This window comes from Marinomonas sp. 15G6-16 (assembly GCF_055809555.1).
The window spans coordinates 625,173-638,798 of sequence record NZ_CM147916.1; the positions used below are offsets into that span (position 1 = coordinate 625,173).

Consider the following 13,626-nt stretch of genomic DNA (forward strand, 5'->3'; position numbering starts at 1 on the left):
GCGATGACTATTTAAACACCTGATATCACTAAGTTTTAAGCAGTGAGCTTATGCTTAATGATGTAACACTGGTGAATTTTACCATTACGATCAAAGTCAGGATCCAACGTTTCACGAGTGATGTTTTTCACTTCAAACTCTTCTTCTAAATCTGCATCCAGTACAAAACGGCGGTAATTATTAGAGAAAATCAGCTCCCCTTCTTGCTCTAGTCTTGCCATCGCCAAGCGGACTAATTCACCATGATCACGTTGAATATCTAACACATCCGCCATTTTTTTTGAGTTTGAAAACGTTGGAGGATCCATAAAAATCAAATCAAACGTGTCTCGACTTTGCTTAAGCCACTCAATGCAATCTGCTCGCTCAACTTGATGATAAAGCTCAGAAAACTCGTTCAATTCTATATTACGACGCGCCCATTCTGTGTAGGTATTCGACATATCAACACTTAAGGAACTACGAGCACCACCTTGTCCAGCATGTACAGACGCGGTTGCCGTATAACAAAAAAGGTTCAAAAAGCGCTTACTGTCAGCTTTATCTTGAATCAATTTACGCACAGGTCGGTGGTCCAAAAATAAACCTGTGTCCAAATAATCCTTCAGATTTACGATGAAATCACAGCCATATTCTTCGACAATCATTTCATGTTTGGATTGATCAAGCTTTTCATATTGCTCTTTACCAGACTGTCTTTGACGCTGTTTCAGAACCACTTGAGACTCTGAAATATTCAACGCCGTTGGAATGGCCGACATCACTTCAAACAAACGCTGCTTGGCTTTTTCTGGATCGACACTTTTTGGCGCTTGATACTCTTGAACGTGGGCCCAATCATTGTAAACATCAATCGCAACAGCGTATTCCGGCATGTCTGCATCGTATACTCGGTAACATTGGATCTTGTTCTTCTCGACCCATTTTTTCATTTTCTTGGCGTTTTTCTGCAAGCGATTAGCAAACATTTGAGCGCCAGGCGTCATCACGGATTGCGCAACAACGTCTTCTTTAATACTGCCTTGCAACAATGGGAAAATATAAGCACGACACTCAATGCCACCGTTAATAACACGAGTACTTTTTTCTGGTCGAACCGGAATTTGACGCGCTAAGTGATCATTACTGGTTAGCATCATAAATTGCCAACCGCGCACATTGCTGACAACCCATTCGCCCAATTGACGATACAAGGCGATCAATGCCATTTCGTCGCCAATACGCTCACCGTAAGGTGGGTTACAAATCACTAAACCCGGCTTCTCTTGGTTAATGTCAAACTCGTGCTCTTGGAAAGGCGTCATGGACACATCAATGATTCCGACCATGCCTGCACGTTTAATGCTTTCACGGGAAGCGGCAATCGCTCGCTGGTCTCGATCCGTACCTTGAAAACGCAAACCCAGTTCTTCTGCGTTTCTTTTACGATTTTTGGCAAAATCCATTAACTGCTGCCACATACGGTGATCATGCTGCTTCCAGCCTTTAAATCCCCAGTAATGACGACCTAAGCCTGGCGCAATATCCAACGACATCATGGCCGCTTCTACTAAGAAAGTACCAGAACCACACATAGGATCGATCAGCTGAGTTAAGCCACAATCTTTACCCCAACCTGCGCGTAACAACAAACCAGCCGCTAAATTTTCTTTCAACGGCGCCATACTGCCCTGTTGACGATAGCCACGGCGATGCATACTTTCGCCGGACAAATCGATGCTCACAGTGACTACTTCACGCTTAATCCGCAAAGCGATACGCACATCTGGCTGATTCTTTTCAACGCTTGGACGTTCGCCAGATAAGGCAACAAAATAATCGGCAATCGCATCTTTGGCACGAACCGCACCAAATTGAGTATTGCGAATGTGATGGTTAGTGCCGTGGCAATCAATCGCAATAGTGTTGGTTGCCGACATGTGTTCAGACCAAGGAATGGCTTTTACTGCGTCATATAAATCATCCGCGGAATCGATCTTAAAATTCGCGATTGGCAGCATGACTCGGGTGGCAACACGCGACCAAAGACACGCTTTGTACATACCTTCTAAGTCAGTCGTCAGCTTAACTTGCCCTTCGCCAAAACGAGTATTCGTTAAACCTTCGCTGTGCAGCTCTTTTTCTAAGACATTCTCTAATCCTAAAGGACAGGTTATTTCTAGTGCGTAAACCTGATTTTCAGAATCAGTTGTCTGTAATATTGTGCTCATTTTTAAATTACTTTTTTAAATTCAATGGATATTCAACAAATAAAGAAGGCGAGATCATATCTCGCCTTCTTCACAGCTCACTAAACACTTTCAGTTAGATAGCTGCTTTATAAGTTCGTTTTTAAATGCCTAGATCACGCTCTCGGTAATAAGCATCTGTCGTGGCAATCGCCTCTTTTATCATCTCTGGACCTTGATAAATAAACCCAGAGTAAATCTGCACCAAGCTCGCACCGGCTTGCAATTTTTCAACCGCATCGGCACCACTTGAAATGCCACCGACACCAATAATTGGCAAGGTGCCTTTCAGATGCTCTGCCAGTACTTTAACAACATGAGTAGATGCATCACGCACTGGCGCGCCACTTAGGCCGCCTGCTTCCTCTTCAAACTGATGCCCCGCAACCGCATCGCGAGACAAGGTCGTATTGGTCGCAATGATACCATCAACGCCTTGTTTCACTAACGTATCAGATACCAGTTTAATTTCGTCATCTGTCATGTCAGGGGCAATTTTCACAGCCAATGGAACGCGTTTTCCGTGCTCCGCTTCATAGCGATCACGGGCTTCCGTCAATGGCGCAATTAACTCTGCCAAGCTTTCACCGAATTGCAAGCTACGTAATCCTGGTGTGTTTGGCGAGCTGATGTTCGCTGTAATGTAATCCGCGTAAGGAATAACAGCGGTTAAACAAGCCAAATAATCCGCAGCGGCGTCTTCAACAGACGTGGTCAAATTCTTGCCAATATTAACGCCCAAGACACCCGGATAGCGATGAGTCTTAATACGTGAAACAAGATGATCAACACCTTTATTGTTGAATCCCATACGGTTAATAATGGCTTCATGTTCTGGCAAACGGAATAAGCGTGGCTTCGGATTACCAGCCTGACCTTTTGGCGTCACAGTACCCACTTCAACAAAACCAAAACCAAGTGCGCCTAAGGCTTCAAATGCATCAGCATTTTTGTCTAAGCCTGCCGCTAAACCAACCGCATTGGGAAAACGCAGCCCCATGACTTCAACTGGCTTAGTTGATGGCAATCCACCTAGAAATTTGTTCAAACCCAATCGACTGCTTGCGGCCAGAAGATCTAAAGACAATTCATGAGAAACTTCAGGGTCCAATTTAAAAAGTAACGAGCGAGCAAGGTTGTACATAAAATAAGGCTCCTAGGTGTTTACGTTGCACTATCTAAGTTGAGTAATGCCAATTAATTTATTCGAATCATCAAATTCTACTTCAAACACACCATTAATACCTTGATGTGTTACAAAACGTTGAAAAGCCGCTAAAGGAAGTTGTACTTTGCGCCCATCCAAACTGTTCGCTACTAAGTTTTTTGCAGCGCCCGCATACATAGCTTCATATTTGAATGCGGGCAACGCCACACTCAATACAAGTTTTGCCATTTTTTATTCCTATGCTTACGTTACTCTTACAGACGTGACTCTGTGCGTAAAGATTTGAATCCGATAAGATGAGGGTTATTATATTGTGTTGACACTTTTTTTGACAGAAGTATAAGGAAGCTAGGTTCGATGGTAGCTGTAATTGAACAATTAAAAGACCACCTCAATCGTGCCATTATTGGCCAACCTGATTTAACCCATGAATTACTTGTCGCTTTAATTGCTAATGGCCATGTCCTTTTAGAAGGCCCGCCTGGTATTGCAAAAACCACGGCAGCCAAAGCGCTGGCCAATGCAATAGACAGCCGCTTCCAACGTATTCAATTCACGCCTGATTTACTGCCTGGCGATGTGACTGGCTCGGATATTTACCAACAAGAAACCGGTCAATTTAGCTTCATCCCCGGCCCAATCATGAACGAAATTGTATTGGCTGACGAAATCAACCGCGCACCCGCAAAAGTACAATCTGCGTTACTCGAAGCCATGGGCGAAAACCAAGTGACTGTAGGCAATAATAGCTATACTTTGCCACCTTTGTTTTTTGTCATCGCAACTCAAAACCCCATTGAGCAGGAAGGCACTTACCCTTTACCAGAAGCTCAGCTTGACCGCTTTATGTTGAAAATTAACCTTGGCTATCCAAGTGCTGCAAGTGAATTAGAAGTACTCAGATTGGTCAGACAACAAGACCTGCATAAAACCGCCACCAGCACGGCTCAACCGCTTTGCAAGCCGAGCGATATTCTTGAGCTACAGCAAAAAGCACTGTCTTTGTATATGTCGGAAAGTGTCGAGCAATACATAGTGCAATTGGTCATGGCAACAAGAGAGCCAGCTCTGTATCTTGGTGAAGCAGGCAAAGGCGAAAACCTCATTGAGTTTGGTGCCAGTCCACGTGCCACACTCGCTTTAGACCGCTGTGCTCGCGCCAACGCCCTACTTAACGGCAGAGACTTTGTAACACCAGATGATGTGCGCCAAGTGGCTTTACCTGTTTTGCGTCATCGCATTATTACAACCTTTGAGGCGCAAGCAGCAGGCTTATCTGTCGATGATTTATTAAAACGATTAATCAGTCACGTTCCGGCACTGTAACATTATGAGCCCATTATTATCTCCAGAATCACCGGAGTTAGATGAAGCGCATTTTGCCCTTCTGGCCCATTATGCGAAGCATTTAGGCCGAGCACCAAAAGCCATTCGTTTTGCGACGAATACTGGCGAACGTCGATCTCGCCAGAAAGGTCACGGCATGGAAATGCTAGAGCTACGAGCTTATCAAGCAAGTGATGACTTGAGGCACATAGATTGGCGTGTCACAGCTCGTACAGGTCAAGCGCACACTCGTCTTTATGCTCAAGAAAATGACCATCAAAGATTATTGTTGGTTGATTTGTCCAATCATGCTTACTTTGGCACTCGCCATACTTTTATTTCCACTCGCTTAATTCAGCTTGCGGGAATCATTGCTTGGCGCTCAAAACAGCAAGGCGACACCTTGTCTTATTGTTTGAATTATGGCGAACAAGAATACGCCAGCAACAAAAAAAGCATGTTTCCTACTTTGCTTCATCAATTACAAGACGCCTCTCGATTAGACAATAGAAGCGCAAAGCCGAATCAAAAAAGTGTGTGGTCTCGCTCTCTATTGACGTCTAAATCACACAATAAAGATGTGATTATTTTGACAGATAAGCAAAGTTGGAGTGATGAGGAAGAAAGTTCGCTTATGCAACTTGCCAAGCATAATGCCGTTCACTGGATTCAAGTTATCGATAGCAACGCCTACAACTTGCCAGCAGGTCAATATCAAATGGTTGGCCAGCATGGCATTCAACGAGTGAATGTCAGCCCAAAAACCATGCAACAGGCAAAAGCCGCTTTCTTTGAGCAAAATTCGGTTATGCGTAAAAAGCTTTCCGCTATAGGCATTCGCCATCAATTGTTCGACCTAACGGAATCCCCTGAAAAAATCGCTCGCTATTTACTTTCTCAAGGAGCCTTACGCTAATGCCTGCCGGTCAAACACAGGCAACAATCAGTTTGCCAAATGAAGCTTATTTGCTACCCGAATCCATTCCAATGTGGCCGCCCGCGTGGTGGACATGGCTAATTCTTGCGTTGCTGCTTTTGCTCATCGGTGCCTTTGTTTTTTATCGTTATCGACGCTACAAAAAACGCGCCTACCGACGAGAAGCACTTAATGCAGTCACTAAAGCACCGACTGATTTATCAGACAAAGAATGCATATTGCTTTGCCATGAAATGATTCGTCGTTGCTTGATCAGTGAAAACAAAATAGAAATGGCCGCACTGCCTAGTTCAGCTTTATTGGAAAAAATAGATCTCACGATGCCTAAAAAATACCAATTTTCATTACTTGGAAACGCATTTTTTGATGGCCCTTATCGCAACAAGGTTGAACTAACACCAGAACAACGAAGCGCCATGATCAAAACCACAAGTTATTGGATAAGGAAACACCATGTTTGAATTAACTTGGCCTTGGTTTCTGCTGCTTCTTCCTATTCCTTTAATAAGGTTCTTTGCACCTAAAGCAAAGCCAAAAGGAAATGGTATTTGGTGGATGAATACAGATGAATTGGTTCATCATCAAGACACCAAGCTAGCATCAAGTCGTTTCCAGTTAGGGCCTTTGTGTCTGACGATTGCGTGGATTTTACTCGTCCTAGCCATGACCAAACCCGTTTGGTTGGGCGAACCAACTAAAGTCGTTCCATCAGGTCGGGATTTGTTAATCGCATTGGATTTGTCCGGCAGCATGCAGGTGTCTGATATGACACTCAACAATCAATCTGCAAACCGACTAGAAGCCGCTAAATCAGTATTATCAGATTTCATTGAAGCCCGTCGCGGTGATCGCATTGGGATCATCGTTTTTGGCTCTAAAGCCTATTTACAAGCGCCTCTCAGCTTTGACACAACCACTATTAACCAGCTTGTTCAGGAAGCACAAATAGGCTTTGCTGGCGAGCAAACCGCCATAGGTGATGCTATTGGCTTGAGCATTAAAAGACTCGAAGACAAACCATCCGACAAAAAAGTCTTAATTCTTATGACGGATGGCGCCAACACCGCAGGCCGAGTTCAACCTGAACAAGCAGCGGAGTTTGCCGCCTCACAGAATGTTCGTATTCACACCATAGGCATTGGTGCGGACAGCATGTTAGTACAAAGCTTTTTTGGTTCAAAAGTCGTCAATCCATCGAGCGACCTAGACGAAACTCTGCTTAAAAACATTGCTGCTCAAACTGGCGGCGAATATTTTCGCGCTAAAAGCACAGAAGATTTAAGAGCGATTTATCAGACATTAGATGAACTAGAACCCACACCAGCGGAAGATATTTGGCAACGCCCTTTGACTAGCCTTTTCCACTGGTTAGGCCTAGGCGCCATCGCTTTTCTAAGCTTGGCTTTGCTGTCTAACAGAGAAATCGTTTGGCGCAAAAGGAGTCACTCATGATGCTGTTTGACATGATTCATTTCGAGCGACCTTACTGGCTGCTGTTTATTCCCGTGACGTTGCTCATTGCTTTTTTATTCAATGCCACAGCGTCACAAAAAAGTGCTCTGGACAGCACGGTAGACGCCAATCTACTTGAGCATTTGGAATACAAAAATAATTCAAGCAATAAAAACAAATGGCTTGGCGTCATTAGTCTTATTCTGTGTTGGATTGGGTTAGCTGGCATCAGTTGGACACAAGTACCAACTGAAATGTTTGAAAGTACCCAGAAAACCGTTTTGGTTGTCGATCAATCTTTGTCCATGTATGCGACAGATATTTTGCCCAACCGCCAAACACAGCTAAAACAAACCATTCGAGATATTCTAGAGCAAACAAAAGAAGGCGATATCGCCCTAGTGGCTTTTGCTGGAGAAGGCTTTGTTATCAGCCCTTTCAGCCAAGACAGAGAAACCATCACGCATTTCTTGTTGGCTCTCGAACCCATTATCATGCCTGTGTATGGCAGTAATTTAAGCAGCGGCATTGAGACAGCATTATCACTCAACCAAGACACAAGTACGCCATTACACATCATTGTATTAACAGATGATCTGAATGAAGAAGATGAAGAACGAATCCCTTCTCTGCTGAAAGGGGCTAACACACAACTGGATTTAATCGCTGTTGGCACTACTAATGCTTCCCCAATTAAGCTTCCTGACGGCCAAATCATGAGACAAAATGGTAGAAACGTCATCGCAGCCACTCCTATCGATAAATTAGAAGCCTTTACTCAATCATTAGGTGGGCAGTTTTATGAAGGACGCTTGACGCCAAATCAGCTGGCTCAAGTCACCCATACTTCATTGGACAATCAACAAACTCAGAAATCGGAAAACAAGAGTATTTATTGGCAAGAACAAGGTCATTGGTTTGCCTTGCCTTTGTTGCTTTGGCTCGCCTTCCAATTCCAAAAAGGCATGCTGTTCATCTTACTCATTGGTGTTTTCTCTCTTCCTTCAGAAAAGTCTTTTGCTTCCCCTTTGGATTGGTTTTTAACGCCAGATCAAAAAGGCCAACAGGCTGTTGATCAAGGTGACTGGCAAACAGCTGATCAATATTTCACTCAACCTGATTGGAAGGCCGCGTCATCTTATGCCCTAAAAAATTACCAAGAAACCATAGAATCTCTTGAAGGCATAGAAAGAAACGCCTCTGAAAATTATAACTTAGGCAATGCTTTCGCATTATCTGGTAACGTGCAAAAAGCCATCGAAGCGTATGAAAAAGCCTTAGAGCAAGACCCAACTCTTGTGGTTGCCAAAGAGAACCTCGACTACCTCAAAAAACAAGAGCAAAAAAAGAACGAACAAAACGACGAGTCTCAGAATCAAAACTCTCAGGATCAAAATCAAAGCAACGACCAGAGCGAGAACCAAGAGAATCAACAGTCGTCATCAGACTCAGATGAAAAAAATGAGCCAAATAACTCTTCAGAGTCAAAAAATGACAATAAAAAGAACGAAACAGAAGACAAAGAGAAATCACCTAAGGATAATAAGCAAGAAGCTGATTCCCAGAGCGAAGCAGAAAAACAAGAGACAGCCGACAGCACTCTCGACAAAGAACAAACTCAAGCTCTGAATCAATGGTTAAGACAAATTCAAGATGATCCTGGGTTATTACTGCAACGTAAACTCTGGTATCTGCATCAAGAAAAACGTAACGAAAATCGATTTACACAAGAGGATGGGCAAAACCCATGGTAATTAAGCAAACTTTCTTTTCATCCAATCTGAAACGCAGCATGAAATGTTTGCTTTCCATTTTGGTGACGATATTGCTTGCTGCCTCATTCTCTACCAACCTTTATGCGGACACAGTAACCGCATCGCTTAATAAGAGCACTGTTACCGAAAACGAGATTGTCCAGCTCACAATCAGAGCCGATTTCAGCGACACAGGAAATGGCCCAGAATTGGCCCCCTTACAACGTGACTTTGATGTTTTAGGCAAAAGCCAAAACAGTCAGTTCAGCTTCAATTTAGGCACTAGCCGTGCGATGAATTATTGGGTCATCTCTTTGATGCCTAAATCAGTTGGCACCTTTGAGATTCCTCCTATCAAAGTCGGAGAACACGAATCTCAAGCAATCAAATTGGTCGTGCAGAACTCACCTCAATTGCTCGACGGAAATGGCAATCCTCCGGTTATTGTAAAAACAGAAGTCTCTGAAATTGAGCCGTATTTACAACAGGAAGTTATCTTAAGCGTCCAGCTTTATACTTCTGTTGCTCTACAAAACGCCAACCGTTCCGTACCATCACACCCCGATCTTGTTATTGAGCGCTTAATCGATGACCAAATGAGTTATCAGACGATTAATGGCACACAGTATCAGGTGATTACACGAGAATATCTTGCATTTCCTCAGCGCAGTGGCTTGCTCACCATTCCACCACAAACGTTGCAAGCCATGATCAATACATCAACTGGCAGAAGAATGATTAAGGTGCAAAGCGAGCCGTTGAATTTGCAAGTGCTGCCTATTCCTGCAAGCTATTCTAGTGACACTTGGTTACCAAGCTCTAATGTGACTGTTTCAACAAAGCTAGAAAAAACCAACGACTCGCCACGAGTGGGAGACACATTGATCTGGACGATTGATATCAAGGCAAAAGGTGCGCTTCCTGAGCAAATCCCTACCTTGGATTTCAACAGCACACGCGATTACAAGCTCTACCCAAAGCCACCTAAATTCAATACGCAAAAAACAAGTAATGGCGCCACTGGAAACCAAACAATCACGGTCGAGGTTGTACCCACAGCAGATGGAGCCCTTCAGCTACCCGACGTGAACATTACTTATTGGGATACGGAAACAAGAGCAATCAAAACAGCTTCAGCCACCACCGAAGAAATCTTGGTTGCACCTTTACCAAGCAGTGCAACACAAAATCAAACCGATTCAAGCACTCCTAAGATCAGTGAGCCTCTTCCTGCTCAACCACGCTCTGTTGCGCCCATATCCTTAGCGAAAACACCAACGAAAAAGGCAGACACTGCAAATGAACCGGCTTCAATGGAAGTCGCCATTACAGAAACTTCTTCTAGTTGGTCATTACGAGATTATTTAATTGCTGGACTGCTGTTGCTCTCTTTATTGACGATCGCTGGCTGGTTGGCTATCTGGTTTAAAAAGCGACAAAAGAGCGCTCCTGAAAGCGCAACACAGGTTCCAACATTACAAGATTTCGCTCCATTGAGCACAGCAGATGAAAACTCGGCTTATAAAGCCTTGATTGAATGCTGCCACAACAACAACCTTTCGGAACTGAGATCTTGCTTATTAGAGTGGGCTAGACACCGTTGGGGAGATCACGAAATTCATAGCGTTGATGACATAAAACGGCTCACATCTGTTGAAGTAACTCAACTACTCATGGAATCAGAGCTTCTTATGTATTCCAACAACCCGATTCATGAGTGGTATGGTGAGTCTCTCGCAGATGCTTTAGAAGAATTTACTAGCGGCCAGCCTAAGCCTTCTCAGGCTGGACAGCTAAAAACACTTTACCCAAACTTTTAAGATAAACCGATTACAAAAGGACTATCTGAATGACTTCATTCCAATCCGGCATTATTGCTGAAGCGTCGAGTGACGCCCTTTTTATTACTCTTAACATTAAGCACTCAGATATTAGCAAAGCTAAACAAGCCCTTGCTTCTGTCCCTTCTATCGTGAAAGAAACACAAGAACAGTTCCCTGACGGGCAACTGCATGCTTCCGTTGGATTAAGCAGCCAAGTGTGGAGTGAGTTCGACCAGAAACAACCAAAAGAGTTGGCACCCTTTCCTCACATTAAAGGTCAAGAAATAGACGTTGTTCCGACTGATGTGGATTTAGTATTGCACATTCGTTCATCACGACACGATGCCAGCTACGAGCTTGGCAATAAGATCTTTTCTGCATTTGGGTCCAGTGTTGAACTCGTTGAAGAAGTCAGCTGCTTTAAATATTTAGATAACCGAGACCTAACTGGCTTTGTCGATGGAACAGAAAACCCAGAAGGTGAAAACCGCAAGAAAGTAGCTCTTGTTGGAGAGGAAGATCCTGATTTCAAAAACGGTTCTTACTTTAATTTAATGCGCTTTGTTCACGACCTAGAAAAATGGGAAAAACAACCCATCAAAACGCAAGAAGACACCTATGGTCGAACTAAGTATGACAATGAAGAATACGCTTCTGCAGATAAATCTGTGCATGCACATACCAAGCGTACATCGCTTAAAGACGACAATGGGAACTCAATAGAGATTTTACGTCACAGCATGCCATTCGCTTCATTAACTGAAAAAGGCTTGATGTTTGCGAGCTATGGAAAAACACCAACCGCATTTAACCTTATGTTAGAAAGCATGGTGAAAGGTGATGAACACGGCAACACGGATCACTTAATGAAATATACCAGCATTAAGACTAGCCAAGCTTTTTTTGTTCCTGCCGTTGAGTGGTTTACCTCTCTGAAAGATTAACCTTGTCAGCTGATATTTAGACAATAAAACAAAGCAAAGGCCTGCAAGAACACACAAAAAAGCCACTCAATAGAGTGGCTTTTTTAGTAGCAATGGCGACCAATTAACGTTCTATCGTCGCTTTACCTTGTAGATAACTTTGCTGACCTTCTGTGCTCAAGCTCGCTTGAATTTGATTCAAGTATTGCTCGTAAGCAAGTTTCTGCTCATCTGCAACTGAGTCTTCACCAACTGTTACGGCATTCAATCGAATCAAGACCAGATCACCATTAGCAAGGCCTTTAACCTGTAACTCAGGACCCGAAGTTGGGTGAGGCAGAGAAAAAGCCAATGAGGCAATTTCATCTTGGCCACGCTTAGCATTGGCAACAGACGTCCATTCCGTATCAGAAGCCTCTTTCGCAGCTTCTGCTTTCGCTTGAAGCGATTCTAGTGCTTTGTTTTGAATAACAATGGAAGCAACCTGATCTTTAGTCTCTTCAAAAGTCTGGAATGCTTCAGCCTTGTGATCATTCAAATGTATCACAGCAACTTGATCATCACTTAATTCAAGTAAATCACTGTTTTGATTATCTTCTAAAACAGAAACACCAAAAGCAGAAGCGATTACAACAGCATTACTGGTAATTTCGTCATCACCGCCTTCACGACCAAAGTACGCACTTTGAAGCACGTCTACGCCATATTCTTTCGCGATATTATTTAGGTTGTCACTTGCGTAAGCCAAATCTGTAATATCTTCGTGAGCGCTTAGCAAAGCATCTCTGGCTTTAATTTCGATTAACTGTTGCTTAAGTTCAGCTTCTTGTGAAGCAAAGCTTGGTACATCTGCATCAACGATATCGTTTAGCTTAATCAAATGATAACCAAATGGGCTTTTAGCAGATTTAACTTCATCTTTTTCCATTGAAAACAATGCATCATCAAATGCTTCATCAATAGAGCCTTTCTCAATGTAGCCAAGATTACCGCCATCATTCTTCGACCCGATATCGTCAGAATATTCCGCAGCCAAATCCGCAAAACTTACACCAGAATCCAGTTTAGCTTGCACTTCATCAAGACGAGCTTTTGCTTCTTCATCACTTCTTTCTGACGTATCAATTAAGATATGGGAAGCGAATCGCTCTTCTTTCGCTAAGCCAGCAATAGACGCTTCATACGCACTCTGCAACTCTGCATCTGTTACTTGAACTTTTTCATAGAAGTCAGAACTAGAAATAACAACGTAATTTACTTTTACTTGTTCTGGTGTTTTAAAACTTTCTTTGTTCTCTTCGTAATAAGCCTGTAGCTCGTCATCGCTAACACTCGTCACTTCTGATTCATCCGCTAGAGAATACGTAGCGTAATCGTATGAACGCTCTTGTGATTGTAAAGCAGAGACACTGTCGACTTGATAAGGTAGAACGAATTCCGAGCCAGCTATTGCATTTCGCGGCTGCTGAATAAGAACATCTTGTTTAATGCGCTCTTTAAAAGCCAAAGGTGTAAAGCTCAAAGACTGAATGAAGCTGAGATATTTATTCTGATCAAATTGACCATTTGTTTGAAACTGCTCAGCTTGCAATAAATAGGAATCTACTTGAGCGTCTGATACACCTAGCCCAAGATCTGCCGCTTGATTTGTTAATACAGCACGTTGAATCAATTCATCCAAAGCACGGCGTTGCAGCAAACTATCTTCTAATAACTCAGGGCGAATCTGCCCACCCATCATGGAAATTAATTGGCGACGTTGAGTTTCGGCACTTTGTAACAATTCTGTACGTGTAATTTCAACGCCATCAACTTCGGCAACCGTTTCCGAAGAGTTAAAACTTGTAACTAAAGCGTCTACGCCAAATAGAGCAAAAGTCACAACGATAAAGCCAACAATGATCTTTACCACAATGCCTTGCGACTTATCTCTGATATCTTGGAGCATTACTGCCTCCGAATGAATGAATTAAATAACTAATAAAAAAGGTGCATTCCGCTCGGAATACACCTTT

At 43.1% G+C, this 13,626-nt stretch carries 11 protein-coding genes; 7 read left to right on the forward strand and 4 right to left on the reverse strand.

From position 1 onward, the window contains the following. Nucleotides 1-35 precede the first annotated feature (35 nt). The 3 genes from rlmKL to AC0L46_RS03045 all read right to left on the reverse strand — a co-directional run bounded on the left by rlmKL (nt 36) and on the right by AC0L46_RS03045 (nt 3,624). Nucleotides 36-2,210 carry a bifunctional 23S rRNA (guanine(2069)-N(7))-methyltransferase RlmK/23S rRNA (guanine(2445)-N(2))-methyltransferase RlmL gene (rlmKL, locus tag AC0L46_RS03035; RefSeq protein ID WP_414680885.1) on the reverse strand — a complete coding sequence of 725 codons (2,175 nt, stop codon included), beginning with the start codon at nt 2,208-2,210 and terminating at the stop codon, nt 36-38. A gap of 121 nt (nt 2,211-2,331) precedes the next feature. Next, entirely contained in the window at nt 2,332-3,372 is a 1,041-nt protein-coding gene (locus AC0L46_RS03040; protein ID WP_473505653.1) for a quinone-dependent dihydroorotate dehydrogenase, read from the reverse strand. 30 nt (nt 3,373-3,402) lie between these two features. Next, a complete protein-coding gene (locus AC0L46_RS03045) occupies nt 3,403-3,624 on the reverse strand; it encodes a DUF2835 domain-containing protein (RefSeq protein WP_317004500.1) in 222 nt (73 codons plus the stop codon). A 129-nt stretch (nt 3,625-3,753) separates the two neighbouring features. Here AC0L46_RS03045 and AC0L46_RS03050 point away from each other — a divergent pair, with 129 nt between their 5' ends. Genes AC0L46_RS03050 through AC0L46_RS03080 form a run of 7 tightly spaced genes read left to right on the forward strand, consistent with a single transcriptional unit; the run spans nt 3,754 to nt 11,632 of the window. Next, on the forward strand, nt 3,754-4,722 hold the full coding sequence (locus AC0L46_RS03050) for an AAA family ATPase (RefSeq protein WP_473505655.1): 969 nt from the start codon (nt 3,754-3,756) through the stop codon (nt 4,720-4,722). Between the two features lie 4 nt (nt 4,723-4,726). Beyond that, complete coding sequence (locus AC0L46_RS03055; protein ID WP_473505657.1) at nt 4,727-5,638, forward strand: DUF58 domain-containing protein; 912 nt, start codon at nt 4,727-4,729, stop codon at nt 5,636-5,638. Next, a complete protein-coding gene (locus AC0L46_RS03060; protein ID WP_473505659.1) occupies nt 5,638-6,120 on the forward strand; it encodes a DUF4381 family protein in 483 nt (160 codons plus the stop codon). Before AC0L46_RS03055 ends, AC0L46_RS03060 begins: the two co-directional genes overlap by 1 nt. Next, on the forward strand, nt 6,113-7,111 hold the full coding sequence (locus AC0L46_RS03065) for a vWA domain-containing protein (RefSeq protein WP_473505661.1): 999 nt from the start codon (nt 6,113-6,115) through the stop codon (nt 7,109-7,111). The genes AC0L46_RS03060 and AC0L46_RS03065 overlap by 8 nt, the downstream gene beginning before the upstream one ends. Then, complete coding sequence (locus AC0L46_RS03070; protein WP_473505663.1) at nt 7,108-8,865, forward strand: VWA domain-containing protein; 1,758 nt, start codon at nt 7,108-7,110, stop codon at nt 8,863-8,865. Before AC0L46_RS03065 ends, AC0L46_RS03070 begins: the two co-directional genes overlap by 4 nt. Further along, nucleotides 8,859-10,685, forward strand: coding sequence for a BatD family protein (locus AC0L46_RS03075; RefSeq protein WP_473505665.1), 1,827 nt, complete (start codon nt 8,859-8,861; stop codon nt 10,683-10,685). Before AC0L46_RS03070 ends, AC0L46_RS03075 begins: the two co-directional genes overlap by 7 nt. A 29-nt stretch (nt 10,686-10,714) precedes the next feature. Then, complete coding sequence (locus tag AC0L46_RS03080) at nt 10,715-11,632, forward strand: Dyp-type peroxidase (protein ID WP_473505667.1); 918 nt, start codon at nt 10,715-10,717, stop codon at nt 11,630-11,632. A gap of 103 nt (nt 11,633-11,735) precedes the next feature. On the opposite strand, the gene AC0L46_RS03085 is transcribed toward AC0L46_RS03080, so the two are convergent. Further along, nucleotides 11,736-13,559, reverse strand: coding sequence for a SurA N-terminal domain-containing protein (locus tag AC0L46_RS03085; protein ID WP_473505670.1), 1,824 nt, complete (start codon nt 13,557-13,559; stop codon nt 11,736-11,738). Nucleotides 13,560-13,626: the final 67 nt, after the last annotated feature.